The organism is Hymenobacter montanus, from assembly GCF_014699115.1.
Lineage (GTDB): Bacteria > Bacteroidota > Bacteroidia > Cytophagales > Hymenobacteraceae > Hymenobacter > Hymenobacter montanus.
The window spans coordinates 13,816-39,182 of record NZ_JACXAD010000031.1; the positions used below are offsets into that span (position 1 = coordinate 13,816).

At 54.3% G+C, this 25,367-nt stretch carries 25 protein-coding genes; 16 read left to right on the forward strand and 9 right to left on the reverse strand.

The window, feature by feature from the left end; translation table 11 throughout:
• Nucleotides 1-203: 203 nt before the first annotated feature.
• The 4 genes from IC235_RS20200 to IC235_RS20215 form a co-directional block, all read right to left on the reverse strand.
• A complete protein-coding gene (locus IC235_RS20200; protein ID WP_191007023.1) occupies nucleotides 204-668 on the reverse strand; it encodes a DoxX family protein in 465 nt (154 codons plus the stop codon).
• Nucleotides 669-984: 316 nt separating this feature from the next.
• Nucleotides 985-1,128 carry a hypothetical protein gene (locus tag IC235_RS20205; protein ID WP_191007024.1) on the reverse strand — a complete coding sequence of 48 codons (144 nt, stop codon included), beginning with the start codon at nucleotides 1,126-1,128 and terminating at the stop codon, nucleotides 985-987.
• Between the two features lie 103 nt (nucleotides 1,129-1,231).
• Nucleotides 1,232-1,585: a nuclear transport factor 2 family protein gene (locus IC235_RS20210; protein ID WP_191007025.1), complete on the reverse strand. Its 354-nt coding sequence runs from the start codon at nucleotides 1,583-1,585 to the stop codon at nucleotides 1,232-1,234.
• 206 nt (nucleotides 1,586-1,791) lie between these two features.
• A complete protein-coding gene (locus IC235_RS20215; RefSeq protein ID WP_191007026.1) occupies nucleotides 1,792-2,385 on the reverse strand; it encodes a Crp/Fnr family transcriptional regulator in 594 nt (197 codons plus the stop codon).
• A gap of 521 nt (nucleotides 2,386-2,906) precedes the next feature.
• Here IC235_RS20215 and IC235_RS20220 point away from each other — a divergent pair.
• From IC235_RS20220 to IC235_RS20230, 3 genes are all read left to right on the forward strand, one after another.
• Nucleotides 2,907-3,197, forward strand: a complete 291-nt coding sequence (locus IC235_RS20220; RefSeq protein ID WP_223847446.1) for a helix-turn-helix domain-containing protein — start codon at nucleotides 2,907-2,909, stop codon at nucleotides 3,195-3,197.
• Nucleotides 3,198-3,354: 157 nt separating this feature from the next.
• Entirely contained in the window at nucleotides 3,355-4,206 is an 852-nt protein-coding gene (locus IC235_RS20225) for a HamA C-terminal domain-containing protein (RefSeq protein WP_191007028.1), read from the forward strand.
• Complete coding sequence (locus IC235_RS20230; RefSeq protein WP_191007029.1) at nucleotides 4,203-6,314, forward strand: DEAD/DEAH box helicase; 2,112 nt, start codon at nucleotides 4,203-4,205, stop codon at nucleotides 6,312-6,314. Before IC235_RS20225 ends, IC235_RS20230 begins: the two co-directional genes overlap by 4 nt.
• Before the next feature lie 574 nt (nucleotides 6,315-6,888).
• On the opposite strand, the gene IC235_RS22305 is transcribed toward IC235_RS20230, so the two are convergent.
• From IC235_RS22305 to IC235_RS20240, 3 genes are all read right to left on the reverse strand, one after another.
• Nucleotides 6,889-7,029: a hypothetical protein gene (locus IC235_RS22305; RefSeq protein WP_223847447.1), complete on the reverse strand. Its 141-nt coding sequence runs from the start codon at nucleotides 7,027-7,029 to the stop codon at nucleotides 6,889-6,891.
• A 72-nt stretch (nucleotides 7,030-7,101) separates the two neighbouring features.
• Nucleotides 7,102-7,884 carry an alpha/beta fold hydrolase gene (locus IC235_RS20235; protein ID WP_191007030.1) on the reverse strand — a complete coding sequence of 261 codons (783 nt, stop codon included), beginning with the start codon at nucleotides 7,882-7,884 and terminating at the stop codon, nucleotides 7,102-7,104.
• A 342-nt stretch (nucleotides 7,885-8,226) separates the two neighbouring features.
• Complete coding sequence (locus IC235_RS20240) at nucleotides 8,227-9,147, reverse strand: NmrA family NAD(P)-binding protein (RefSeq protein ID WP_191007031.1); 921 nt, start codon at nucleotides 9,145-9,147, stop codon at nucleotides 8,227-8,229.
• A 144-nt stretch (nucleotides 9,148-9,291) separates the two neighbouring features.
• Here IC235_RS20240 and IC235_RS20245 point away from each other — a divergent pair, with 144 nt between their 5' ends.
• From IC235_RS20245 to arfB, 4 genes are all read left to right on the forward strand, one after another.
• On the forward strand, nucleotides 9,292-9,696 hold the full coding sequence (locus tag IC235_RS20245) for a winged helix-turn-helix transcriptional regulator (protein ID WP_191007032.1): 405 nt from the start codon (nucleotides 9,292-9,294) through the stop codon (nucleotides 9,694-9,696).
• Between the two features lie 158 nt (nucleotides 9,697-9,854).
• Entirely contained in the window at nucleotides 9,855-11,255 is a 1,401-nt protein-coding gene (locus tag IC235_RS20250; protein WP_223847448.1) for a carbohydrate porin, read from the forward strand.
• Between the two features lie 491 nt (nucleotides 11,256-11,746).
• Nucleotides 11,747-12,694, forward strand: a complete 948-nt coding sequence (locus IC235_RS20255) for a 3-oxoacyl-ACP synthase III family protein (protein WP_191007033.1) — start codon at nucleotides 11,747-11,749, stop codon at nucleotides 12,692-12,694.
• Nucleotides 12,695-13,394: 700 nt separating this feature from the next.
• Entirely contained in the window at nucleotides 13,395-13,799 is a 405-nt protein-coding gene (arfB, locus tag IC235_RS20260; RefSeq protein ID WP_191007034.1) for an alternative ribosome rescue aminoacyl-tRNA hydrolase ArfB, read from the forward strand.
• Nucleotides 13,800-14,169: 370 nt separating this feature from the next.
• Here the strand turns inward: arfB and mgtE are convergent, their stop codons facing one another.
• Entirely contained in the window at nucleotides 14,170-15,546 is a 1,377-nt protein-coding gene (gene mgtE / locus IC235_RS20265) for a magnesium transporter (RefSeq protein WP_191007035.1), read from the reverse strand.
• A 175-nt stretch (nucleotides 15,547-15,721) separates the two neighbouring features.
• On the opposite strand from mgtE, the gene IC235_RS20270 reads away from it, so the two are divergent.
• Together IC235_RS20270 and IC235_RS20275 are read left to right on the forward strand one after the other, a co-directional pair.
• The gene (locus tag IC235_RS20270) at nucleotides 15,722-16,555 is read left to right on the forward strand and encodes a cyanophycinase (protein WP_191007036.1); all 834 of its coding nucleotides are present in this window, start codon (nucleotides 15,722-15,724) and stop codon (nucleotides 16,553-16,555) included.
• A 143-nt stretch (nucleotides 16,556-16,698) separates the two neighbouring features.
• Nucleotides 16,699-17,733: a toxin-antitoxin system YwqK family antitoxin gene (locus IC235_RS20275; RefSeq protein WP_191007037.1), complete on the forward strand. Its 1,035-nt coding sequence runs from the start codon at nucleotides 16,699-16,701 to the stop codon at nucleotides 17,731-17,733.
• Between the two features lie 59 nt (nucleotides 17,734-17,792).
• On the opposite strand, the gene IC235_RS20280 is transcribed toward IC235_RS20275, so the two are convergent.
• A complete protein-coding gene (locus IC235_RS20280; RefSeq protein ID WP_191007038.1) occupies nucleotides 17,793-18,152 on the reverse strand; it encodes a YraN family protein in 360 nt (119 codons plus the stop codon).
• Between the two features lie 260 nt (nucleotides 18,153-18,412).
• Between IC235_RS20280 and lipB the strand changes: the two genes are divergently transcribed.
• From lipB to porK, 7 genes are all read left to right on the forward strand, one after another.
• Nucleotides 18,413-19,159: a lipoyl(octanoyl) transferase LipB gene (gene lipB / locus IC235_RS20285; protein WP_191007063.1), complete on the forward strand. Its 747-nt coding sequence runs from the start codon at nucleotides 18,413-18,415 to the stop codon at nucleotides 19,157-19,159.
• A 65-nt stretch (nucleotides 19,160-19,224) separates the two neighbouring features.
• Complete coding sequence (locus tag IC235_RS20290) at nucleotides 19,225-19,641, forward strand: hypothetical protein (RefSeq protein ID WP_191007039.1); 417 nt, start codon at nucleotides 19,225-19,227, stop codon at nucleotides 19,639-19,641.
• Nucleotides 19,642-19,707: 66 nt separating this feature from the next.
• On the forward strand, nucleotides 19,708-20,805 hold the full coding sequence (locus IC235_RS20295) for an MraY family glycosyltransferase (RefSeq protein ID WP_191007040.1): 1,098 nt from the start codon (nucleotides 19,708-19,710) through the stop codon (nucleotides 20,803-20,805).
• 10 nt (nucleotides 20,806-20,815) lie between these two features.
• A complete protein-coding gene (locus IC235_RS20300; protein ID WP_191007041.1) occupies nucleotides 20,816-22,006 on the forward strand; it encodes a DUF4271 domain-containing protein in 1,191 nt (396 codons plus the stop codon).
• A gap of 78 nt (nucleotides 22,007-22,084) precedes the next feature.
• Entirely contained in the window at nucleotides 22,085-22,915 is an 831-nt protein-coding gene (locus tag IC235_RS20305; protein ID WP_191007042.1) for a uroporphyrinogen-III synthase, read from the forward strand.
• Between the two features lie 142 nt (nucleotides 22,916-23,057).
• Nucleotides 23,058-24,053 carry a PorP/SprF family type IX secretion system membrane protein gene (locus IC235_RS20310; protein WP_191007043.1) on the forward strand — a complete coding sequence of 332 codons (996 nt, stop codon included), beginning with the start codon at nucleotides 23,058-23,060 and terminating at the stop codon, nucleotides 24,051-24,053.
• 252 nt (nucleotides 24,054-24,305) lie between these two features.
• Nucleotides 24,306-25,325 carry a T9SS ring complex lipoprotein PorK/GldK gene (gene porK / locus IC235_RS20315; RefSeq protein ID WP_191007044.1) on the forward strand — a complete coding sequence of 340 codons (1,020 nt, stop codon included), beginning with the start codon at nucleotides 24,306-24,308 and terminating at the stop codon, nucleotides 25,323-25,325.
• Nucleotides 25,326-25,367: the final 42 nt, after the last annotated feature.

The window sequence follows — 25,367 nt, forward strand, 5'->3', positions numbered from 1 at the left end:
AGGTTGAGTTCCCGCATACAGAAATCCCAGGAAATGGCCTCCTGAGGTACTACTTGCATACCTAAACACCTGGCAATCTTCCCGCTACCAAGCCCCAGGCTTTAAAACTGGCCTCACCGCCTGGATAAATTGATGCGCAGCTGGTAGGCTCGCCTTGGTCACCGCCAAGGCAAGCCTACCAGCTGCGCATCAATGTCCGATTTTCAGGCCAGGGCGAGTTGGGCCCGGCGGCGCGCCAACCAGGCGTCGACGGAATACCTGCCGGGGCCGAGCACGAGCAACGCCACTGCCAGCCCGATAAAGAGCAGGTGGTACTCGTAGCCTTCGCCGGGTTGGTTACCGAACCAGTTCATGAAAAACCCGTTGGCCAGGTGCGACGTCACGACGATTCCCAGCATCAGGCTGATGATGGCCAGGGCACAGAAGCGGGTGGCTAGGCCTAATACGAGCAGCAGCGGAGCGAAGAACTCAATCAGGATAACGGCTAGCCCGACGATGTAAGGCAGGTGCACCGTGCTGGTAAAGAAGCCCATGGTGCCATCGAAGCCGTAGCCGCCGAACCACCCCAACATCTTCTGCGCCCCGTGCGGAAACAACACAAAGGCAAGTACCAGGCGGGCCGTGAGGCTGCCGATATCCAGGCGAGCGGAAGAAAAACCAGTAGTCATTGAATATGAGGGAAGAGAAAAAACGGTAAAGTGTGGTGGGCCTGCGGCGCTCAAACAAGGCCGCCGCAGCTAATTCGGAAGGCAGCGCTGGCAAGCGGCGGCTGTTGGACGAGAGAGTCATCAGCCCCAGGAAGCTGCCAAGGCCGTTCGGCTCGGACCGGACCTGGCCCGGCTCGAAAACCGGCAGGATGCCCAGGGGCAACCACGGCATGCTTTGCTGGGTGGTAAACAAGGCCAAACAGGTAAGAGTATTGAGCTTGGCGCCGCTGGACGGCGAGGAGTTGGTGAAGTCGGCAGCCAGCTTGTTTTTCCAAGGCTACTGATACCAGAATCGGCCAGTCAACTCCATAACCTGCTCGCAATCAGTTGACCGTCCGCCCAGGTACGTGGGGCAGCCGAAGACCAGGGCATCGGCCACGTGCAACTTGTCAAGGTGGGTTTCGGCCTTAGCTACGGGCACGAGCAAGACCCGCGCACCCGCCGACCCGGCGCCTTAGGCAATGGCTTCGGCTATGAGTCGGGTGTGGCCTTGGGGGCGGTGGTACACCACCACTGCGGGCGCATCAGCTGCCATAGAAAAACTGCTCGCGAATGATGAGTCCGTCCTGCCAGTGCTGCACCGACGCTTGTGTATAGTTGCGCACGCCCCAGTCCTGATGGGTGTAATCGTAGTGCCAGACGACGGCCGTCAGGTCTTCGCCAACGGCTACGCCGCGCACCTCAGCGCCGCGGAAATCGGTGATTCGGCCGAAGAAGTCCTGCTCCCGCTGGCGATTGGCGTCTTTGCCGACGGTCGGCGCTAACTCATTTTCCTGCATTACCACGTCCGGGTGGTAGTAAAGCTCGAAGGCCTCCAAGGCTCTGCCGTCGAGGACGAGGGCGTTCAAGTCCTCAATTTTTTGTTGTAGCGTTTGCATTACGTTGGTTTTTTTGTGTAAGGCAAAGCTCCGTCGGGGTAGTGCCAGGGCGGAATAATCTAGATTAAGAAAAGGCCTTAATCTAGATTAAGGCTTAGGCGCTAATCGTTAGTCGCTAACCGGGCCGGCTGTAGAAAGGCCGTGATGGATAACCGGCGTAGTGCGCTGCCTGTAAAGGGAAGCTGGCTGCAGATGCGTTAACAGGGCTAGGGCTTCCTTTTATCGTGCAGCACCTGCTTGCGCAGCTTGCTTAAGAATTCGGGGGTGATGCCCAAGTAAGAGGCGATATGACGCTGGGGTAGGCGCTGCTCCAAAGCTGGGTAACGGCGGCGGAAGGCGTGGTATCGCTCCTCGGCCGAGGCGCTCAGCGCCGAAACGATACGCTGCTGTTGGGCCACAAACGCGTTTTGAATCATGAGCCGGAAGTAGCGCTCGAACTTAGGTACCTGCGCGTACAACTGCTCCAAAGCTGACTTGTCGAGCTGCAGCACCTCGCTGTCTTCCAGAGCCTCCACGTTCAACGAAGCCGGTGCCCCCGTCAGGAAGCTCAATAGGTCGCCGGTCCACCAGTCTTCTACGGCAAACATCAGGTTGTGCTCGAACCCGTTGGCGTCGACGTAATACGCCCGCAGACAACCGCGCACCACAAAGGTCTCATACTGACACGGCTCGCCGGCCTGCACTACATACTGGCGCCGCCGTACGGCACGCGGGCGCAGTAGAGCCGTAAATACGGCCTGCTCAGCCTTGGTAAGCTCAATGTGCCGGCCGATGTTGGCCAATAGCAAGGCATAATCCATATTTTTCTAATCCGCAGAATGGGCCCGACGGCCCGCTAACGTCGACCGGCTTCTCATAACCTAGCTGTTACTCTAATGGTTGGGGCCGGCCATCCGTGTCTTTTGGCCCCGCGGGACCCTAGAAACGAGCTCAGCACGCTCGCTAGGACCCTAGTAGCCGAGGGGGAAGGCGCAGTTACCTGTTGAACCATATTGTTAGCCAGAGCCAAAATCACGATGTGATGGTCCTAACGGGGCCACAAAAAAGCCCGTTTCCAATCTGGAAACGGGCTTTTTGTTTGTTCTAGTATGTGATAAGTATGTAAGAGCGGTGAAAGGTTTCCCGCGATGCCTTGTTGTGTCTAGATTCTGTTGAAGCTGACTGAGGCTAGGATTCTGGATTTCTCTGGATGTTGAAAGGCAATAGCCGGGAATCTTGTCCAGATTAGGAAGGAGCAAGTGAAAAGTTCTTAGGGTCCACTAACAGCCGCCAAATTACTTTCGTATAAGTTAAGTCTTTAAGTATTTAAAAATTGATTGATATGATTGTCTTGACAATTGCTTTTTATGATGAGATGGCTACTCGCTTAGCAGATATAATTGAACGTCGCTTAACCAAGCTTTACACAGCTACTAAACCAACACATGATGCTGATGCATTGATGACGGTTGAAGATTGCGCCAAGCGGTTAAAGCTATGTAAAAAGACGGTTTTGAGTCGAATAGAAAGCGGGCTGCTGGTTGCCACTAACTATGGCTCCGATAAGCGCCCACGTTGGCGGGTCACGAACACGGATTTGAAGAAGTTGCTGCTTGCCCACGGCCAGCGATAGTATCAGCCAGGAAGGGAAACCCGGTAGTCTTATGGTTACCAAATTTTGTCATTTTATAGGATAAAATAGAGATGTTAAGGTTTGTGATTGGATAAGGGTAGCACTATGGTTGCTGGAAAGTATCTTTCCAATTGATTCATTTAAAAGTATATCTACTATGCCACTTCTACCTACTCCTGACCCTTTCTTAGAGGTGAGGATACAAGACTTAAATGATTTACGCGGGGTTTTGGGTCTGTGCGCGGGGTTTTCAAGGGGAGACTGGCGCCATAAGGGGTTGGCATCTCATTTAATGGAGTGGCTTCCAGAATTTTCTCTGGATTGGACCGAACTAACCAGCATTGGCCCTCATAACATGATGGCAAGAGCTAGGCAAGCGGCCAGGAACTTTTACAAATCCGATAAGTACGAAAAGAGGGGAGAAATTGGAGAACTGCTTTTACATGCTATCATAAGGCAAACCTTTGGGACCTTGCCGGCAATTAGTAAAATGTTTTATAAGGATAGCCCGAACGATACCGTGAAAGGGTTCGATGTGGTACACGTAGTTGATTCAGGGGATAATTTGGAGTTGTGGATAGGAGAAGTCAAATTATATGAGGATATTACCAGGGCGATATACGACGTTTCGCAGGAGTTAGTAACTCATCTATCCGATGAATACCTGGAAGGTGAATTTATAGCAATTAATAATAAAATCGACCCTAATTGGCCGCATGCAGAAAAGTTAAAGAAGCTTCTTCACCGCAATACTTCATTAGATGAAGTGTTCGACTCAATCTGTATTCCTGTTCTGCTTGCTTATGAGTCAGAGCTATTCTCAAGTTTCAGCGCTGTTGACCAAGACTATAAGCAAGCATTTATTAATGAAGTAAATAAAATCAGGGTAAAGTTTGAAGAAAAGAACAAAGAGATAAAGGTTAAGGTGCTCTTGTTCTTGTTCCCTATGAAAGATAAACAAAGCTTATTAACTGAGTTTGACGAGATTTTAAAAGGTAATCAAAGATGAAAGAAATTTATGAATCCATTATGGCGCAATTATCTACTACAGATATCATGCTGACTAACCAGTATGAGATTCTGAAGGAAGCTAACAATATTGTAAATGATGCTCAGAGTGAGTACGCTCAAGATGTTGTATTGCGTTTGCTTGAAAAAAAAGAAAGTTTCCCTATAGTAGAGGCGAAAAAACTAATTAATGCACTTGCTCGCAAGGTGGGCCTCTTCCCATATATGAACTTGGAAGAAGCTTCTTATGCTGAGACATTTGCTTACTTCTTTTTCAAGCCAGAAGGTTTAGCTAATGATGAGATAGTTTTTCACAGACCTCAAGCGGAGGTTTTCTATTCCATTCTTGAAGGTGAAAATGTTATTTTAAGTGCGCCAACATCTTTTGGTAAGAGCTTAATTATCGATGCCCTAGTTGCTTCTAGAAAATATAACAATATCGCTATTATTTTGCCAACGATTGCTCTGATAGATGAAACTAGAAAGCGGTTATCTTCTTACAAAGACTATAAAATTATTACTCACGCTTCTCAAAGTAAGTCTGAGAAAAATCTGTTCGTTCTTACTCAAGAGAGAGTAGTTGAATTTTTGAATTCTCCAATCGACCTATTCATTATAGATGAATTTTATAAGTTAAGCCCCACTGCGATTGACCAAGATAGAAGCTATGTGCTTAATCATGCTTTCTATAAGCTTTATAAAACTAACGCTCAATTTTATCTACTTGGTCCAGCTATAGAAGGGGTGGTTTTACCTGAAACGATTCATTATACTTTCAAAAAGTTATTGTTTAAAACAGTTATATCAGAATTCATTAGGGTCCCAGTTCCAAAGGGGCAGAACCTGGACGTACTTGTGAATTTATGTCGAAATCTAAACGGCGAACCTACTTTAGTGTATTGTGCCTCACCTCAAAGCGCAAATAAGGTCGCTTTGAGAATTGCGCGTGAGTCAAATTCCGAAAATTCTAACCAAGGTTTTGTTGGGTGGCTTGAGGAAAACTTTCATCCTTCGTGGAACCTGCCTTTCATCATATCCAAAGGAGTAGGAGTTCATCATGGTAAAATGCCTCGATCGGTTTCACAGATAATAGTTAAGCTTTTTAATGAAGGAAAAATCCATACGCTTATCTGTACATCAACTTTGATTGAAGGCGTCAATACTAAAGCTAAAAACGTCGTTATCTACGATAATATAGTTGCTCAAAGGAGATTAGATTTCTTTACATTTAATAATATATGCGGTCGCTCAGGCCGTATGTATCAACATTTTGTAGGCCGAATATTTTTGTTTCATGACCGTCCACTGCCGAATGAGCTATTTGTAGATTTCCCAATTTTAAATCAGGCTAACGATGTGCCATCTAAACTTTTGATTCAAATCAATTCGGAAGATTTAAGCTTAAACTCTGAATATAAGTTAGCTTTCCTAAAAGAGCAGAGCTTGCTTTCTATAGAACTTATAAAAAGTAACCATAATATAGCTCCGGAATCTCAATTGGCTTTAGCGCAAGATATTATTGATAATATTGGGGAATATTATTACGCACTGAATTGGCAGGATAAACCTACCTATGACCAACTGTTACAAGCTTGCTTATTAATTTGGAAACACCTGCATAAGGCAAGAGGCACTAGAAGTGTCATGTCAGGCAAAAGTTTAGCCTACAGAGTAAATCGGGTTGTGCAACACAAATCCTTGCAAAGGATTATCAGAGCAAGGGTGCTATATAGCGATAGCAATGAGCAAATAAGCGATAAAATCGATGATGAACTCAACTTTGTTCGGCTTTGGGCAACACATAACTTTCCCAAGTACCTTAGAGCGCTTCATGCGATACAAAAAGAGATTTTTAGTAACCTTGGCCTTGAGCCAGGGGATTATTTAACTTTTGCAAGTCAGTTAGAGTGCCTCTTTGCTGACCCTACTTTAGTAGCACTTGACGAATATGGAATCCCCTTTCAGTTAGCACAAAAAATCCAGGGTGGGCTAAAGCCAAATGGTAACCTGGACGATGTATTAGCAAATTTGAAAGACTTTGATGAAAGCAAGTATGAATTAACTGATTTTGAATTAGAGATTATAACTGATGCAAAAAGGTATCTTTAATAAGCTCATGTCTTAATATTGATGGAACTGGCTTTTGATTATAAATGCTCCCCCTCCCTAAAAAAGTTTTGTAAAAATTTTACGGCTGTGGTGCCCACGTTTTTTTGTCTGGTTGCTTGGTCATACATCTGAGGTCGGATACACAGTGAGACTGCTGGACCTAAGGGGAGCCATCCCATCAGGGGCGGAGGGGGTGGGGTACAGTAACAGGGCTTTTCGGAACAGATAATAGTTAGGCACCTTACGTCCTTTGTTGTAATTCGCAGCAAAAGCAGCTTCCTTATACTATTTTAGCGTGTAACGGCTTATTGGTTTGATATTTGGATTGATTTCGTTTCGTAGGGTAAATCATACTTAATAGTTGGTTTTGTGTACGAATGGATTTGTGCTATACGCTCTTTACTTTCAGCCGTTGGAATGCCTCGGAATTGCTGAGCATAGCGGGTAGTTATATCATCCCAGTTATCGTTTTTGGGTGGCGTATTACTGTTTCGGAAGTACCGTAGTGTCGCTGCCGTTTCTCTATTACCAGTCTTTAAAAACTGGTATAATAGCGTTTTGTATGTGGTGCGCTTTAGGATAACGCTTCCTGGTGCCTGGGCGGCTGCGAAATTTCCTGCACGAGCTTCAGTTCGGCAATACCCAGGACTGCCTGGTTCTTGTGGGTAGCCTGCACCTTGGTGTCAGCGGCCGCCGATTCAAAGAGAACGGGCAACCGCTGTGCCACCTGGGTGTTGATAGTGGATTGAGTATGGCCTTAGAACTATGATTAGGCCAATGCGGCAAGCTACTGTTGCGTAAAGGCCTGCACCAACTGAAATACCACCTCCGGCTGCTCGGCGTGCACCCAGTGGCCGGCGTCCGGCACCGTGGCCACTTCTGAGTTGGGAAACAGGGATGGGATGCCGTACAGCTTATCTTCCGTCGATATGTAGTCCGATTTGCCACCCCGGATGAACAGGGCCGGCTTGACAAAGGGGACGGGGCTCTCTATCGCCTCGCCAATGGCCGGCAATTGCGCGGCCAGCACGTCAAGGTTGATGCGCCAGGCAAAGGAGTTGTCTTCCCTGCGATAAAGATTCTTCAGTAAAAACTGCCGGGTGCCCAAAGTCGGCACGTGCGGCGCCAGCGCCGCATCGGCTTCCTGCCGGTTGCTAATGGTGGCAAGGTTCACGGCGTGCAGGCCAGCCAGGATGCTGTCCTGGTGGTGCATGTCGGAAAAGCGCGGGGCAACGTCGATGACAATGAGCCGGGCCAGCTGTTCGGGATAGTCCAGGGCCAACCGCATGGCTACTTTGCCTCCCATGCTGTGGCCGAGTAGGGTGAGGTCGCTACCTAACTGCAGGTGGTTGAACAGCGCCAGTACGTCTTCCACCATGAGGGAATAGGAGTGCTCGGGGCTATGGAACGAGCGGCCATGGTTGCGCAAATCGACGCTCACCACGCGCAGGCCGGCTTCGGTAGCCCAGCGTCGGGCCAGGGTCTGCCAATTGTCGAGGGTGCCAAACAGGCCGTGGAGGATAACCAGGGGCGCGCCCTGACCTTGGTCGAGGTGATGAAGCAAAGGCATGAGGCAAAAATAGCGAAAGCCTCCCCGGCTGAGCGGGGAGGCTTTGGAAACGCAAAATCTGTTCGGCAGTTACCCTATTCCCGTCGCGCGAGGCTGGCCCGTCCGGCCGAGCCGCTCAACCAAATGGCTTGCCTGCGCCCGGCATTTGAGAGCGGTTCTCCAGTCAGGGGGCGGTTTTTTAGGAATTAAAAATTAAAAATGAAGAATTAAAAATCGGCTGGTCAATTTTTAATTCTTCATTTTTAATTTTTAATTCCTTCCTCCTAGGTGAGAACTGCAATAAGAGCTGGTTACCTCATTTTTACGACTTGACACTAGTCAAGAACCTGACTTACTGCTGGCTTAGGCCGTGGCGGGCGCGCCGGCCGTAGCCGCTTTGAATGCCGGGGCAAACACCGTTTGAGCAAATTCTTGCAGCGTGGTGGGCGTGGTGCTACGAGCGTCGCGCGGGGCGGCCACCATTACCTTTTCCTCGTTGATGTTGCGGGTCATCTCGTCGTACAGGTTAGCCATGCTTTCGCTCAACCCGACCTGCCGCATGCCCTGCTTGGCGTCGTCGTACGAAAACTGTACGTAGGACAACTCGGGCCGGCCAATGGCGGTGCCGATGGCGGTGGCGGCGTCTTGCTGCGAGTAGTTTTGGGGACCGAGCAAGTACTCGACGCGGCGGTTTTCGAGGCTGCCGGCCAGCAGCTCAGCGGCCCGGGCCGCAATGTCGCGGGTGGCAACCATGGGAAAGCGCAGGTCGGGCCGCATGGCCGAACCAACAATGCCCAGGTGCTGAATCAGGCCGATGTTGGCCAGCAGATTTTCCATGAAGTAGGCCGGGCGCAGGTGCGTTACGGCCAAGCCCTCAATGGCGTTGAGGCGCGCCTCCTGGTGGTACAGGCCCACTACTGGGCCGGTGCCGGCTGGTTCATCAGCCCCAATGCTGCTCAGGTGCACGGCGGCGGGCAGGCCGGCAGCGCGCACCGCCGTGGCCGTAGCTTCGCCAATTTGGTGCATATGAGCCAGCGCATCGGGCGCGGCTAGGTTGGGCGGAATCATTAAAAAAGCCGCATCGGCCCCGCGCAGGGCCTCGGTGAGGAATGCTACGTCGTGTGCATTGCCGGCTTTGATAGCGGCACCGGCCGCTTGCAAGGCCTCCAGGCGAGCGCTGGGTCGGGCCACGGCCGTAACCTGGTGGCCTTGTTCCAGCAAGCGGTGAGTGAGGGCGGTACCGATATTGCCAGTGGCGCCGAGCACGGTGATTTTCTTGGACATATAAAATCGAGAAGTTGAGCGGAAGCGGAGTTGCTCTCCGGCTCGGCAAAGGTTGATGCTTACTTTCGCTTTTAGCAAGTACCAACTAAAAAGTAGGGTACTTACTCTAAGGGTAGAATTGTTAACAATCAAGCTCATAAATTTATGGCTAAGCTCACCAAACAGCAGCAAGCCGAAGCTCATTGGACCGCCATTCGCGCCAAGCGCGACTTGGTTTGCCCCGTGCGCACCACCCTCAACGTGCTGGGTGGCAAGTGGAAGCTGCTGATTCTGTCTTATCTCCTCGACGAGCCCCGCCGTTACGGCGAACTGCGTCGCCTGATGCCCGAAATCACTGAGAAGATGCTCATTCAAGAACTGCGCGAATTGGAGACCGACGGCATCGTGGCCCGCACCATTCACCAAGTGGTGCCGCCACGCGTCGACTACAGCCTCACCGAACAAGGGCAGCGAGTGCGCTCGGTATTCACCGAGCTGCTGGGCTGGGGCATTCAGTATTTATGCCGCGAAGGGGGCCCCTCACCCGCGAGAGCCGAGCCGATGAATTAAAAGCCGGAAGCTGCCGAGCCTGAGTCTGCGCCCGGGGCTGCCTTTGCCTGGCTTGTCGCTCAGCAAAATATTTACTGCTTTCCTTTGCCGACGCATTGAAAACGGCAGTAAGAATTTTATTTACTGGTTATAAACCTCACTAAATCTTCATCTTTGTTTTGCGCTTAACCCTACTGCTACTCCTGTCGGCATTGCCCGGGGCTGTCCTGGCCCAGGTGGTGCCGTCCGGTACTGCCACTCCTGCCACGCCCCCCAACGCCGCGCCCGCTCAGGAACCCATGCGTCTGCCTAATGGCCCCCTGGCGCCTGCCCCCAACTGGAGCCTGCACTTCCAGCAAACCCTCGTTAATCAGTGGCATAATGACCTGAACACGTCCTATTCGGGCGATTATAGCCTCGCCGACCGCGAATCGGCCAAGCTCTCGTTCACGTCGACGTTGTTTATCGGCCGGCGGCTGTGGCAAGGAGGGGCTCTTTACTTCAACCCCGAGGTGGCCGGCGGGAGCGGCTTGAGCGGGGCCCGGGGCATTGCGGGCTTCGTTAATGGCGAAACCTTCCGCATCGGCGACCCCGCCCCGAGCCTGTACCTGGCGCGGCTGTACCTGCGGCAAACCTTTGCCCTCGGCCCCGACACCGAGGCCGAGGAGGATGACCTTAACCAGTTGGCTGGTCCGCGCCCCACGCACTATCTCGCCGTGAATTTAGGCAAGTTCAGTGTCGCCGATTTCTTCGACCAAAACAGTTGCTCGCACGACCCGCGCACCCAGTTTCTGAACTGGAGCCTGATGAGCGCCGGGGCCTGGGACTACGCGGCTAATACCCGCGGCTACACCGTGGGCGGCGTGCTCGAATACGTAACCCCGAGTTTTGCCCTGCGCTTCGCTTCCACCCTGGTGCCCACCCTGGCGAACGGCCCGGTGCTGGACTGGCACTACGGCACGGCGCACGCCGAAACGCTGGAGTTCACCAAGGTCTATAACCTGGGCGGCCACCAGGGTACGGTGCGGGCATTGGGCTTCCGCAACGTTGCGGCCATGGGTTCCTACCGCACGGCCGTGGCGGTGGGCCAGGGCTCCGGCGAGCGGCCCGATGTGACCAGCGTGCACCGCGATGGCCACACCAAAGTCGGCTTTGCGCTGAACGCGGAGCAGGAAGTCACCAAGGAGGTAACCCTATTCGCCCGCATTAGCTACAACGACGGCAAAAATGAAACCTGGGCCTTCACCGAAATAGACCGTAGTGCTTGCCTGGGGGCGGTGAGCACCGGGGCCCGCTGGCAACGGCCCGACGACCGCTTCGGCGCGGCCGTGGTCGTGAACGGCATCAGCCCCGAGCATCGCGCTTACTTAGCAGCCGGTGGCTATGGGTTCATCGTGGGCGATGGTGCGCTCAACTACTATGGCCCCGAACGCATCGGCGAGGTGTATTACAGCATCGGTCTGCCGAAATATCACGCGGCCATCAGCCCCGATTACCAGCTTGTGGTCAACCCGGCATACAACCGCGACCGTAGTGGACCAGTGCACGTGGTGGCAGTGCGCCTGCACGTCGAGTTCTAGGCTAGGGCGGCCGACGGCGTGTTCCTGGATGCGCGTAAGACTATTGAAGACAATGGGTTATGTGCTGTGTTTTCGCTACTTAACTTTAATTGCCGCTCGTTTTGCTGCCTCTGATATTTTACGCCTGGGCTCATTCCGGCGCGCCCCTTACCGAGCTATCTGCTGGCGAGGAGTGAAATAGGGCCGGCGTAATTCCACAGGTTGGCTAATTTTAGCGGCCTTGGTTGCCTCATTAGCCGATGGTCGCTAGCTATCCAGACGGTGGTGTAAGGCGAGCCCACCCGTGGGTAGCTTCCACGAGCCTTTCCCATTTCTTGTTGGAGCTTGCCCGACTTATCGCTGGACGGGGCCGCTGCTTTGGGCTCCGCCGTGTGAACAGCGATGGTGTAAAATTCGGGCATAACATCGCACGGGTCTGACCGCCGCGGGCTGGGGGCCGTACCTTTGTTCCGCTAAAAGGCAGGCTAGAATCTCCCACCCAACAACACCCTGTGTATCTTCACCATGTGGCTGCTTACCTTCCGGAAGCAGTTGTTACCAATGCTCACTTCACCCGCCTTAATGGCTTGGCCAGTGAGTGGATAATTGAGCGAACCGGCATTCAGGAGCGTCGCAAAGCCGCTCCTGGCGAAAATACCAATACCATGGCCGTGGCCGCCAGCCGCGCCGCGCTGGCCGCCACGCCCGCCTTCGCCCCGGAGCAGGTCGATCTTATTGTGGTGGGCACTTACACGCCCCACGACACTATTTTTACGGCGGCCCACGCCGTCCAGCGCGACTTAGGGGTAAATGAAATCCCAACGGTCTCCATCTCCTCGGCCTGCTCGTCGCTTCTGAATGCGGTAGAAATCGTGGAAGGCTATTTCGCCATGGGCAAGGCCACTCACGCCGTAGTGGTGGTGAGCGAACACAACACGGCCTATAACAACGAGGAAGACACCATGGCCGGCCACCTGTGGGGCGACGGGGCCGCGGCCCTGCTCATCTCCAAGGAGCGCCTTACCCCCGACGACCTGCGTATTGCCGAGGTCATCACCGGCGGCGCCGCCCCGGTAAGCAAGGCCGACGAATCGGTGACCCTCAAGCCAGTAGAGCGAGGCATTGTGATGCCCTTTGGCCGCGACGTGTTTCAACAGGCCTGCATCTATATGGCCCGGGTAACCCAAACGCTGCTCGACAAGCACCGCATCCCGGCCCCCGAGCTCACGTACCTCATCCCGCACCAGGCCAATCTGCGCATCTCTAAAAATGTAACCAAGCAGCTCGGCATCGACCCGGCCCGGGCCGTGAGCAACATTGAGCGGCTCGGCAACACCGGCTGCGCCGGCGCGGCCATCGGCCTGGCCGAGGTTTGGCACAAGCTTCGGGGCGGCGACAAGGTGATTATCACGGTTTTTGGCGGCGGGTACTCCTACGGAGCTATGCTATTGGAGAAGTAGCGGCAACCTTCATAATCCGAGCGCGGCCCGCGCCGTTTGCTTCATCCTACCGATTAAAAAGTTCGGATAAATTGCCGGAGTATAAAGGTGGGGAATGCTCAATATGTAAATGCTTTGAAGCAATCTTCTGATCAGGCGGAATGAAGAAATTGCTCGCACATATATTTCTTATAGCATTACTAATTCTATTACTGATCCTTCAGAAAGAGTGTTTTGGGTTTATAGATACTGATAATCTGCTATGGGGAGGAGAAGCTAATTCTTATAAATATCTTTTATTAACATTATCGACTCTTATTCTAGCAGTCATAATAGTAGATAATCATTTAAAAAATGTATATCAACGCTTATTTATTGTTGTCGCGCAAACAATATTATTGATTTACACTGTAATCAGGATGAACTACATAGTAAAAGTAAAAAGTATAGATGAGGGCCTCCGCTATTATAAATACCCTGATTTAATCAATCAGGAACCATTTCCTCTAAAATTTCAAATAACTAGTTGGTGTTTTATGGTTTTCATGATAATATATTTTATGATAAACATGTGTAAATCGAAAGACGGGAGAGAAATAACGAATAATGAACAGCAAGTAACTTAAACAGAAATAGAAGGAACGAATAGATCGTTGATCAAGATCAGGATAGAGGATTTTTTACCATACCACCACTCTCCAGCTACTGGCTGGAGCTTCCCATGCTCGCCCCCGTCGCCGCTTTCCTGCCCGAAATTACCTTCCAGACCAGCCGCGCCAGTGGGCCCGGCGGACAGAGCGTGAACAAGGTTGAATCCCGCGTAGAGCTGCGCTTTCCGTTACGCGAATCCCAAGTGCTGACCGACAGCCAGAAGGTCCTGATTCTGGAGAAGCTGGGTAATCGGCTTACCGCCGAAGGACTGCTCCTGGTAACGTCCCAAACCGACCGGAGCCAGGTGCGCAACAAGGAAATTGCGCTCGCCCGCTTCTACGAGCTCTTGCAAAAGAGCCTGCGTCGGCCCAAACCCCGTAAGGCTACCAAGCCTAGCAAAGCCGCCGTACGCAAACGCTTGGAAAGCAAGAAAATCCAGGGTGAGAAGAAGGCCAGCCGCCGCAAGCTGGAATAGGCGCGAAGGTAAGAGTAGTTTATGTTTTTGGCGCGCTGAAGTCTTTTGCAGTAGTGTGTGCAACGGGTCATAGCTAAACTCATTATTTCCAAGGGACTGCTTCCCAAGCTGCCGAGGAGCACGACATCAGCTGAGTAGTGCTTAATGACGGAGGCAGCCCATGCATCCAGCAGGTTGTCAGCACGTCCAGGATCAGGTTGACCTACCCATTTGATGACCCGAGCCCGCGCGTCGGTGGCCTTGTTTACATCGTTAAGTAGGTACAGCAGGTGACGCCCATCTACGTGCAGCGCATGTTCTATGGAGTGGCAAGAAGCGAAACATTCCACCACTTGCTTTACCTCCTCAGCGCCTCCTGACAGCTAGTAGGCTACAGCAGCGTGCCGTGCAGCATCACCAGCGCCACCGTGAAATAGATAATCAGCCCGGTCACGTCCACGAGCGTGGCCACGAAAGGGGCGGAGGAGGTAGCCGGGTCCAGGCCCAGCTTCTTGAGCAGCAGTGGCAGCATGGAGCCGGCCAACGAGCCCCACAGCACGATGCCCACCAGCGCAATGCCTACCGTAAGAGCTACCATCAGCCAGTGCGGGCCATAAATGGGCGTGATGGTTTGCCACACGGCGATGCGCGCGAAACCGACAATCCCCAGAATGACGCCCAGGGCCAGTCCCGACAGCAGCTCGCGCCGCAGCACCCGCCACCATTCGCTGAGCGTGAATTCGCCCAGCGCCATGGCCCGAATGATGAGTGAGGTGGCCTGCGAGCCCGAGTTGCCGCCCGAGCTGATGATGAGCGGGATGAACTGCACCAACACGATGGCCTTTTGCAGCTCTCCCTCAAAAAACTGCATGGCCGAAGCCGTGAGCAGCTCGCCCAAAAACAGCACCACCAGCCAGCCGGCACGCTTCTGCACCATGCGCAGGAGGGGCGTGGCCAGGTACGGCTCGTCGAGGGCTTCGGAGCCCCCGAGCTTCTGCATGTCCTCGGTGTCTTCCTGCTCGCGAATGCTCAGGATGTCGTCGATGGTCACGATGCCGAGCAGAATGCCCTGGTCGCTGACCACGGGCAGGGCATTGCGGTCGTTGCGCCGGAACACGTCGATGGCATCTTCCTGGTCCTGGTCGGCATTAAGCTGCACGAAGCGGCGGTCCATGAGGTCGCGCACCCGGGCGGTAGGGGCTGCCAGCAGAAACTCGCGGATGCGGATGTCGTCAATCAGCACGCCGTGTGTGTCGGTGACGTAGAGCATGCTCAGCGTTTCGGACTGCCCCCCGTGTTGGCGAATGTAGTCGAGCACCTGTTGCACCGTCCAGTTCTCGCGGATGGCAATGTAGTCCGGCGTCATCAGGCGGCCGACCGAGTACTCGGGGTAGCCCAGCAGCTGCAAGGTTACCTTGCGCTCTTCCTCGGAAAGGCTTTGCACGAGCTCGGCCACGAAGTTGGCGGGCAGAAACTCCAGCAGGGTGGTCCGGTCGTCCGGCGACATCTCGTTGAGGATGTCGGCCATCTTATCCTGGGCCAGGTTGGCGAGAAAGTGCCGCTGTACTTCCAGGTCGAGGTATTCGAACACCTCCGTAGCCAGCTTCAGCGGTAGCAGCCGAAAAATAATGAGCTGCTCCCGCTCCTCCTCTTCCTCAATAAGGGCTACCAGCTCCGACGGCTGAAAGTCGCGGAGCACCTGCTTTAGCTTGAAAAATTCCCCCTCCTGAATCAGGGACGTGATGGTTTCCAGGGTCTGCGGCGGCATGAAAAGAGGGGCGGAGGGTGCTTCGCTAGGCAAGCAGGTTGAAGGACAGAATGGGTAACCGTAACACAAAAGTAGAACGAAAGCATAGCTTCGGGCCAAAAATTCCCGTTAGGACCAGCGGGGCCCCGGCCGCGCCGCGGTCCAGCTTTTCCTCTTACACCTCTATTCCGTGCCGATGCCCGTTGCTGCTGCCTCTTCCACTATCGCGCCCCGCGGTACCCTCGTGCTACTGGGGGGCGGCGACGACGACCCCATGCTGACCTTGCTGGCTGGTTTGCTGCTCGACCAATCGGCGAGCATTGAGGTGCTCACTACGGCAACTCGCCGCCAGCCCGCCCGCACCGCCGCCGCCTATGCCCACTCCTTGCACCAGTTGAATTGCCCGAACGTCCGGCACCTGCGGGTAGATGAAACTCACCCCGCCGACGACCCCGCCACGCTGGCCCGTCTGCGCAACGCCACGCTCGTCTTCCTGAGCGGTGGCGACCAGGAGCGCATCACCGACTTCTTGCGGAATACCGAGTTTTTAGCCGTGCTCAAAGACAAGTACCAGCACGAGGCCAACTTCATTGTGGCCGGTACCAGCGCCGGAGCCGCAGCTATGGCGGAGTTTATGCTGGTGGATGGCTATGGCTGGCGCAGCTTACTCGGCGGCCGCATCGAAGTGCAGCCCGGCCTGGGCCTGTTGCGAGGAGTGCTGCTCGACCAGCATTTTGCCGAGCGGGCCCGCTACCCGCGCCTGTTACACGCGGTGCTGGCCCAGCCCCGGCTGCTCGGCATCGGGCTAAGCGAGGAAACGGGCCTCGTCATTCGTCCCAACCAGACGGCCGAGGTGTTCGGCGACGGAGTAGTGGTGGTGGTGGATGCGGCGCAGGCCACCCACAACAGTTTGCCGAACACCAGCGAGGGGCAGTTCATTAGCGGCCATGGTTTGCAGCTACATCTGCTGGTGCCGGGCCAGCAGCTCGACGTAGCTAGCCGGAAGGTAAACAGTGAAGTGATGAAATAACCGGGTGCGAAAACAAGGCCTTGCGGCCGAGCGGGAGCCGCCGAAACGGCTCGCTTACCAGCGCTTCAGCTTGTTGCCTGAGCGGGAGGGCACCAAACCGGTATACCTTTGCGTTGATGCCGCGAAATAATTCCGTGCTATTCATGCGTATTTTCCGTCTGGGGCTGCGGCCGCTGCGTTCTTTGGGCCTTGCGTTGGTGCTGTTCACGCTGCTGGCGTGGGGGTGTACCCGCAAAACGATATCCTTCAACAGCAACCCCGACCAGCCCCTTACCGGGCTGGCTGACACCCTCGTCCTCACTCGCGACTCGGTTAACGGCAAGCCTTCGCTCAGTACCGCCCGCAAAGTCGTGCTCACCAAAGAGCAGGAGCGCCTCGCCAAGAACGCTGAAAAGGACGCCCAGCGCAAGACCAAGAAGAAAAAGAAGAACGTTTTTCTGGGGGAGAGAATCAAGCGCGCCTTTGCCAAGTCCGGTCCGAAAGGGCGCAACCAGATCATTGAGGTCTTCTACTTCTTGAAAGACCCCAAAACGCTCAATGCCTACGCCCCGGCCCATTATTACTACGACACCAAGAAGCGCAAAGTGCTGAAAATGGCCGCATTGGAAGACGATGTTCCCACGCTCAAAGTCCTGCACGGCCCTTATAAGAAGCTCCAAAACAACAAGGTGCTCGAAACGGGGTACTACTACCTCGGCACCCGCCACCTGCGCTGGGAGCGGTTCGATAAAAATGGCGTGCTGCTCGCCAAAACCCACTACGAGATGGGCTTCCCGCGCGACGCCAACGTGAGCTACTACGGCGAAGACCGTAGCCTCATCAACGAAGTGGTTCCTTACGTGAATGGCAAGCTCGAAGGCGATTACGCCAAGTTTCTCATCAATGGGCAGCCTGATTGGCGGGGTCAGTTCGAAAACGGCCGCCGGGTAGGGGTCTGGACCAAGTACTGGGGCTTCCGAGGCCGCCGCCGCTACGAGTACCAGTACGGCGAATCGGGCTACGACCCGGAGGTAACCGAACCTGAGCTCATCCGCGAGTACAACCGCAACGCTACCATCATCTACGACAAGGAAAAGAACATCGATAAGCGCGGCCAGGCCGAAGCCGTAGACCGGCCGGGCCAACACCGGCCCGTGCCCCGCGCCGCCCCGAAAGCGACCCCGAAGCGGGCTAAATAGCAGCGCCTGCCTCTGGGTAAGCGAAGCGAGGCAATGGCTGTAGGTTTCTCCCGCCCAGGTTAAAAAAACGCATCTTCAAAGTGCTCGATTCGAAACCCCTGCCGCAATAGAGTGAGGGCGACGATGTCGAACCGGATATCACCGGTCCAGTCTATTTCCTCCTGTAAATGCGTTGCCGCCCGGCGAAACAGCTCCTTCTTTCGGACCGAGACAAACGTCTCCGGTGGCCCGTACTGGCCGGAGGAGCGGGTCTTGACTTCCACGAAAACCAGTAGCTCAGCCGCGCGCCGCAACACCAAATCTACTTCGGCCCGCCCGTGGCGGTAACCCCGGGCCAGTATCTCGTAGCCTTGGCTTCGGAAGTAGTCGGCCGCCGCCGTTTCGCCCGCTTGGCCAAGTTCGTGAGGAGCGTGAGCCATACAGTACAATGCCAGCGGCTAGGACCGCCAGGAGGTGAATTTACTCGATAAGAGCCGGCAAGCTAAGCGCTGGTTTTCATACCAGAAGCCACCGGCCGGCAGAAAGTGCACCATATCGGCCCGCCGCCCCACAGCCGGCGCCCGGCCGCGGGAGCCGGCCGCTAAAGCTTACGGTGGTTAGTACCTTTGTGTCCAATTGTCATAAACATCCGCTCATGGCCGCCCTCGCAGAACCGTTCTCCCCGCCGCTGCTCGCCGCCATGCCCTCCGGAGCCAGCACTGCTTTGCCGGCCCGGGCGGTGCGCGTCCACCGCCTGGGGTTGGTTCAGTACGCTCCCACGTGGCAGCTTCAGGAAGAGCTGATGGCGGCCACCCTCGCCATTAAAACCCAAAACCGCGCCGCCGAAACGACCGGTGCCGCGCCCGCCGTTACGCCCAACCACCTGTTGCTCTGCGAGCACCCGCATACTTATACCCTAGGCAAAAGTGGCAAACCCGAGCACCTGCTGCTCAACGAGGAAGGCTTAGCCGCTCACGGCGCCAGCTTCCACCGCATCAACCGCGGCGGCGACATCACCTACCACGGGCCGGGCCAGCTGGTGGGCTATCCAATTCTCGACCTCGACAACTTTCGGCCCGACATCCATTGGTACTTACGTACGCTGGAGGAAGCCGTCATCCTCACGCTGGCCGAATACGGCCTGAACGCCGGGCGCATTACCGGTCTCACGGGCGTATGGCTCGACTGGGAAACCAATGCGCCCAACCCGCGAAAGATCTGTGCCCTCGGCGTGAAATGCAGCCGCTGGGTCACCCTCCACGGCTTTGCCCTGAATGTCAACCCTGATCTCACCTACTTTGGCCACATTGTGCCCTGCGGCATTAGCGACAAAGCGGTAACTTCCCTGGCACAAGAGTTGGAAGACCCCGCGTCTGTTTCGGTGGCCGGCGTGCAAGAGCGGCTGGTGTCTCACTTGGCCCGTTTGCTCGGCGCCCAACTCGTTTGAATACCATTGCTAGCCTTCCCACTGATTTCTCACAACCCGTTTAAACTCATCAAATCTGCGGTCCCGTGAAGCAAGACATTTCTTTCGACCCAGTAGAAGGCGTTTCCATTGCCGTAGTCCCCGATGAGGAAGCCCTCACGCCCGCCGGGCAACCGGTTTGGCAAGTATATCTGCTTAATCACAATGCCTTCCCGCTGCAAAACGTTATTGTAAACGCCAACGGCTACGGCGAGCAGCCCGGTGGGGAGAAGGTTCGCACTTCCACCTTGCGTTACTTATTCGAGGAGGTTCCCCCTCACACCGCCGTGCCCGTCGAGCCAATCGAAGCGGCGCTGTTCCACCTCAATAACCAATACTGGGTCAGCTATTACCGCGGCCCGCAGATATTTGACAAGAAGTTCATTTTCGTGCCCGACTCCATTGTCGCCGACAACTTCACCCACATCGCGCTGCTCAACCGGATGGGGGTACTACATGGCTAAAACCCTCCTTCTTTTCACTGGCCCCGCTGCTCGAGCGGGCTTTCTACCGGCCTTTATGTATTGCATATGAATTCTTTCGCTATTCCATTAAGCTTGGCCTGGATGTGGGCGATGCTGGTCTCCTTATTCGCCGTGCCGTCCATTATCTACATTGCCCATCTTAAAAATATGCTCGACACGCCCAACGGGCGCACCGTGCACCAGTCGTTAACTCCCCGCCTGGGCGGCGTGGCAGTATTCGCGGGCTTTATGTCGGCCCTCACCATCTTCGCGCCGCTTCAAAATGGGGTGAAAGAGCTGCTGGCGGGCTGCATCATCTTGTTTTTCGTGGGCTTGAAGGATGACCTGGTGGGGATGTCAGTGGCCAAGAAATTCGTGGGGCAGCTACTGGCCACCGGCATCGTGATGATTATGGCGGATGTTCGCATCACCAGCTTCCAGGGCATCCTGGGCGTTGGCACCTTGCCCATCGGTATTAGCTATGCTTTCACCTTGGGCGTCATCGTGGGCATCACCAACGCGATCAATCTTATCGATGGTCTCGACGGCCTGGCTGGTACCATCGTCCTGATTATCTGCGGCACTTTTGGCTACTATTTCTATGTGTACGGCGGCCCCGGCTACGGCAACTACGCCTTCGTGGCCGTTTGCCTCATTGGGGGCCTGCTGGGGTTCCTGCGTTATAATTTTCACCGGGCGCCTATTTTCATGGGCGACACCGGCTCCCTGGTCTGCGGCTTTATTGTGTCGGTGCTGGCCATCCAGTTCATCGAGATGGGCCTGCGGGTGGGCCAGCCGTTTGCTTCTTCGTCGCCGTCGGTAGCCGTTGGCATTCTGTTCGTTCCCTTGTTCGATACCCTGCGCGTTTTCTCGGTGCGGATGCTGGCGGGCCGCTCCCCGTTCTCCCCCGATAAAAATCACATTCATCACCGCATCCTGGCCATGGGCTTTCAGCAGATCAGCACTGTACTCCTGCTGGGTTTGCTTAATCTGCTGGTTACGCTGTTCGTGATTCGGTTTGCGGCCATTGGCAATACCTTGCTTATCGGGGCCTTAGCCGGCTTTTCGGCGCTGCTGAGCATTTTTTTGGGAGTGTCTCAGAGCCGCATTTCCCGCCGTCAGCTGCTGGCGTCGAAAGCGTTGGTGACCGAAACGACCAATTAGCTGACTACCTATGGCGCTCCGGAGCTCACTACGTATTTCCTGGCTGCTCACGTGGAGCTTGCTGGTAGTGATGGTGGCCGGCTCGCACCGGGCTCGGGCTATCGACTACCGTCAGCTCCCGGCCGCTTCGCCCACCGCCTTATCGAAAGATTGGCTCATCCACGATGCGGCGCGCAACCGCTTGATTTTTTACCTGCCCGGCTATCATCAGCCGGCTCACGTTTACTATCAATGGGTGCGGGTCCGTCACGGCCAGGCGTTCCCGCTGTCCTTTGCCGCTCAGCCCGGCTTGAGCCTGTTTCTTGATAATCAACTCCTCTTCACTGCTCATACCGCTACTACCTATACGCTCGACCTGGCGCGGCTCCTACCCGCGCAGCTGCGGGGCGGCCCTCATTTGTTGGCCGTGTGGCAGCCCGATGGAACGCCGGCTTTAGCATCGTTTTCGGGCGTAATCGCCAATAACAACGCGGTCGGTCAGCCAGTAGCCCAAATCAGTCAAGCGCAACCCCGGCTGCCGCGGCCCCAGGGGCAAAACGTTTACCTGGGCTTTCTGTTAGTGCTGGGCCTCAGCTACGGGGCCGTGCGCAGCACGTACCAGTCTGGCCTGGCCCGTATTTTTCAGATTGGGGAGCTGTTTGGCCGGGGTAGCGACCAGCAGGCCTTCCTAACGAAGCCGGCTTTCTCATTACTCAATCTGCTGCTGGTCATTTTGTTCGCGCTGTCATTTGCCTTGTTGCTCACAGCCGTTCACACCGACTTGCAAAACCTGCCGTTGTTGCGCCGCTTCTTCAACGTGCCCCAAACCGCCATCGTGGCTAGGGTTATACTATACACGGTTATTATTACATTATCTGTTTTTGGTAAGTACTTATACGTGGGCATTCTCGGGTACACGTTCAGCTTGCAATCCCTCACCAACGTCCAGTACCGCGAGTTTTTGCGCACTACCCTGCTGGCGGGTCTGGGCCTGCCCTTGGTCCTGCTGTTCTATCTGAGCCTCAACGGTAGCTTTCCGGGTGCAGTAGCCTGGGCTGCCAGTGCGGCCATCGGCTTTGTGCTGATCGGTACCGTTCTGCGCGTTGCCCGCACGTTGCACCACTACGCTTCCCTCCTGAATCTACATTTGTTTGCGTATCTTTGTGCTACTGAAGTATTGCCCTTACTGGTTTTACTTAAGCTCATCGTCTTTACGTATTGACTGGCTTTCGCCGCCCTGCTCGCGTTAATTCATACATTATTTGCTACTGTTCCAGCATTACCCTTCTTTTTTTCCTGTATGGCCGAGAGTGCAGATAAGCCGGGTACAGGCCGGCATGCCAAGCGTATCAGTAGTATCCTGGTTACCCAGCCTAAGCCTACCAATGACATTTCTCCGTATTCTACTATCGCCGAGAAATACGGCATCCAGGTAGACTTTCGAGAGTTCATCGAGGTGCAGCCCGTCCCCTATAAGGACTTCAGGCGCGAAAAGATAAATATAGTAGAATATACGGCCGTTATCTTTACTAGCCGGAACGCGGTTGACCACTTTTTCCGCATTTGTCAGGAAGCCAAGCTGGAGATGCCCGCAGAAATGAAGTATTTCTGTATTTCCGAGCAGACGGCCAATTACTTACAGAAGTACATCGTGTTGCGCAAGCGTAAGCTGTTTGTTGGCGAGCGCACCGCGGCGGACTTGTTCGACGTTATTAAGAAGCATAAGGGAGAGAAGTTCCTGTATCCGTGCTCAGACATCCGCAAGGACGACCTGCCGGTTTTCATGCGCGCTAATAACCTCAAATTCTCGGAGGCCGTAATCTACCGTACCGTAGCAAGCGACTTGTCGGACTTGTCGGACGTAAAGTATGATTGCATTGCCTTCTTTAGCCCGTCGGGGATTAGCTCGCTCTTCATTAACTTCCCCGACTTCGTGCAGGACGGCACCCGCATTGCAGCCTTTGGGCCCACTACTGCGAAAGCAGTGGTCGATGCCGGCTTGATTCTGGATATCGAAGCCCCTCAGCCAAACGCCCCCTCAATGACGGGAGCTATCGAAGCGTATATTCGTCGGCATTCCCAACCAGATGTGGAAAAGCTCAGCACTAAAAACGAAAAGCCCAACGTCTAGCTCATTTAAATGAAGTGAAAACGGCGCAACCTATTCCTTGCGCCGTTTTTTTTTGAATTTTTGAAGATAGTTTTAGCCTACATTTGGAGGCCATTCCCTGTTCCATCTCTACCCATTCCTGCTCGTTACCCATTCCGAGGCTATGAAGGCAACTCTCTTTACCACTTTACTATTGGCAGCTGCAGTAAATTCAGCGTTTGCTCAGCAGCAACCTCAGTTCACGCATTACGGCTTCAACGGCATGTACCTGAACCCTGCTTATGCCGGTATTAAGGGCCAGGGCGAAGTAAATCTCATTGGCCGGTACCAGTATCTCAATCTCGGGAATACTCAGGGCGATGCCAACGGCAGTCCTCGTACGGGCATGGTTAGCGTCTCATTGCCAATTCTGCCCCTTAGCGGCGGCGTGGGCTTAGCCGTGTATTACGACCAAGTGGGTGAGCAGCGCATGACCAACGCGGCGTTGTCGTACTCCCAACACATCACGCTGGGCTCGGGTAAATTGGGAATCGGCATTCAAGGTACGTTCACCCGCTTGGGCAAGGGGCAGTACCGGGCCAACGACATGACCGACCCGTTCATCCCACTCAACGACAACGACCAGAAATTCGACGCTGGTGCCGGCATTTGGTATGAGTCGCCTAAGTTTTACGCGGGCATTAGCATGAACAATTTGGCGCGCTCGCGGTATCAATTCGCTAACAAGGACGGCGCCAGAATCTCCTCCTATATCAACGAAAATCATGCGTATCTGACGGCTGGCTACAATATTGAGGCCTCTTCCACCGTTATTGTCACCCCAATGGTCCTAGTAAAAAGCGTTTTGCCCGGTGAGTTCTCTAGTAGCAACAAATTCAACAACTCGAAGAACTACTCTTTTGAAGGTGGTGTTCGGGGCACTATCGACGATAAATATTGGGTCGGAGTGAACTATCGCCATCAGGAATCCTTTTCGGGTCTTCTTGGCTTGAGCTTTGCGAAGGACAATGCGTTGCGAGTCGGTTACGCGTTCGACTTTATCGCTTTCAACCAGGAGGCCCGGGCATTCAGCTCGCACGAGATTATGCTTGCGTATCGCTTGCCTAAGCCCGGCCTGCTCATCCGCCCGGCTATTCGTACTCCGCGCTACAGCTTCTGATTTTTTTGCTATTACCATATACCCCTTATTGGATTGCTCTTATGCTCTTGAGTTAGGACAAATTTTAGGAGCCCACTAAAACCAAAAAAGAGATTAACCGAGTTATTTGCGCTATTCAGCGGCTTTACCCGCAGTTTAACCGGGTGCGGAAAAAGTTAACTATTGCACATCATCCTAAAACAGTGTAGATTTGCGAGCCCATCTGAATGCACTTTGGCGGCATCGGCACTCAAACGACAGATTTCAACTCTCATGAACAAGCTTCTAGCAATCTCCCTTTTCGCTATTTCCGGAGCATTCTTAGGTGGGTGTGGGTTCGGAAAAGGGCCACAGGGTGAATTGGTCGGATCGGACGACCGTCCGATCTACAACCCCCAGGAAGTGCCTTTGGGCATGGTTCCTTGCCCCGGCGGCACTTTTCACATGGGCCAGACCGATCAAGACATTTCTGCTTCCATGGTCAACATGAATAAGCAAGTGACCATTGCGGGCTTCTACATGGATGAAACGGAAATCACCAACAACGAATACCGTCAGTTCATGGACGCCATCAAGCAGGATTCTCTGGATGTGCTAGGCGAAGAATACGTGATGACGGAACTCTATCCCGATACCACTGTTTGGGTCCGTGATTTTACCTATCACATGGGCGACCCGCTTTTGGAGTATTACTACACGCACCCCGCCTTCGACGAGTACCCGGTGGTTGGGGTAGACTGGTTTGCGGCCAAGTATTTCTGCAACTGGCGCACGAAGTTCCGGAACGCGGCCCGGGAGGAATCCGGTTATGCCAACGACCCTAACTTCCGCCTGCCTTCGGAGGCTGAATGGGAGTATGCCGCCCGGGGCGGCCGGGAATTGGCTACCTACCCCTGGGGGGGGCCTTATCTGCGCAACACCAAAGGGTGCATGCTAGCTAACTTTAAGCCCGGCCGCGGCGACTATGCTTCGGACGGCTTTGCTTACACCTCGGAAGTCGGCTCTTTCTTCCCCAACGATTTCGGCCTTTACGATATGGCCGGTAACGTGTCGGAATGGTGCGACGATGCTTACATGGAGGCTTCGGTGCCAGTGGTGTGGGACCTGAACCCCACTAACCCCGACGACAGCGAGCCGCGCAAAGTGGTCCGGGGTGGTTCGTGGAAGGACATCGCTTACTTCCTGGAAACCGGGACGCGCAACTTCGAATACCAGGATTCGGCCCGGTCATACATCGGCTTCCGCTGCTCCATGATTCAAATCGGCATGGGAACGAATAGCTCGCTTAACTAATATTCAACCATCAATATCCCCAGCGGCTCACGCCATATTTAC

What these genes read in the sequence shown, in the direction of transcription:
- IC235_RS20200 (WP_191007023.1), bottom strand. Translation starts at nt 668, where the DNA reads ATGACTACTGGTTTTTCTTCCGCTCGCCTGGATATCGGCAGCCTCACG.
- IC235_RS20210 (WP_191007025.1), bottom strand. Translation starts at nt 1,585, where the DNA reads ATGCAAACGCTACAACAAAAAATTGAGGACTTGAACGCCCTCGTCCTC.
- IC235_RS20215 (WP_191007026.1), bottom strand. Translation starts at nt 2,385, where the DNA reads ATGGATTATGCCTTGCTATTGGCCAACATCGGCCGGCACATTGAGCTT.
- IC235_RS20220 (WP_223847446.1), top strand. Translation starts at nt 2,907, where the DNA reads ATGATTGTCTTGACAATTGCTTTTTATGATGAGATGGCTACTCGCTTA.
- IC235_RS20225 (WP_191007028.1), top strand. Translation starts at nt 3,355, where the DNA reads ATGCCACTTCTACCTACTCCTGACCCTTTCTTAGAGGTGAGGATACAA.
- IC235_RS20230 (WP_191007029.1), top strand. Translation starts at nt 4,203, where the DNA reads ATGAAAGAAATTTATGAATCCATTATGGCGCAATTATCTACTACAGAT.
- IC235_RS20235 (WP_191007030.1), bottom strand. Translation starts at nt 7,884, where the DNA reads ATGCCTTTGCTTCATCACCTCGACCAAGGTCAGGGCGCGCCCCTGGTT.
- IC235_RS20240 (WP_191007031.1), bottom strand. Translation starts at nt 9,147, where the DNA reads ATGTCCAAGAAAATCACCGTGCTCGGCGCCACTGGCAATATCGGTACC.
- IC235_RS20245 (WP_191007032.1), top strand. Translation starts at nt 9,292, where the DNA reads ATGGCTAAGCTCACCAAACAGCAGCAAGCCGAAGCTCATTGGACCGCC.
- arfB (WP_191007034.1), top strand. Translation starts at nt 13,395, where the DNA reads ATGCTCGCCCCCGTCGCCGCTTTCCTGCCCGAAATTACCTTCCAGACC.
- mgtE (WP_191007035.1), bottom strand. Translation starts at nt 15,546, where the DNA reads ATGCCGCCGCAGACCCTGGAAACCATCACGTCCCTGATTCAGGAGGGG.
- IC235_RS20270 (WP_191007036.1), top strand. Translation starts at nt 15,722, where the DNA reads ATGCCCGTTGCTGCTGCCTCTTCCACTATCGCGCCCCGCGGTACCCTC.
- IC235_RS20275 (WP_191007037.1), top strand. Translation starts at nt 16,699, where the DNA reads ATGCGTATTTTCCGTCTGGGGCTGCGGCCGCTGCGTTCTTTGGGCCTT.
- IC235_RS20280 (WP_191007038.1), bottom strand. Translation starts at nt 18,152, where the DNA reads ATGGCTCACGCTCCTCACGAACTTGGCCAAGCGGGCGAAACGGCGGCG.
- lipB (WP_191007063.1), top strand. Translation starts at nt 18,413, where the DNA reads ATGCCCTCCGGAGCCAGCACTGCTTTGCCGGCCCGGGCGGTGCGCGTC.
- IC235_RS20295 (WP_191007040.1), top strand. Translation starts at nt 19,708, where the DNA reads ATGAATTCTTTCGCTATTCCATTAAGCTTGGCCTGGATGTGGGCGATG.
- IC235_RS20300 (WP_191007041.1), top strand. Translation starts at nt 20,816, where the DNA reads ATGGCGCTCCGGAGCTCACTACGTATTTCCTGGCTGCTCACGTGGAGC.
- IC235_RS20305 (WP_191007042.1), top strand. Translation starts at nt 22,085, where the DNA reads ATGGCCGAGAGTGCAGATAAGCCGGGTACAGGCCGGCATGCCAAGCGT.
- IC235_RS20310 (WP_191007043.1), top strand. Translation starts at nt 23,058, where the DNA reads ATGAAGGCAACTCTCTTTACCACTTTACTATTGGCAGCTGCAGTAAAT.
- porK (WP_191007044.1), top strand. Translation starts at nt 24,306, where the DNA reads ATGAACAAGCTTCTAGCAATCTCCCTTTTCGCTATTTCCGGAGCATTC.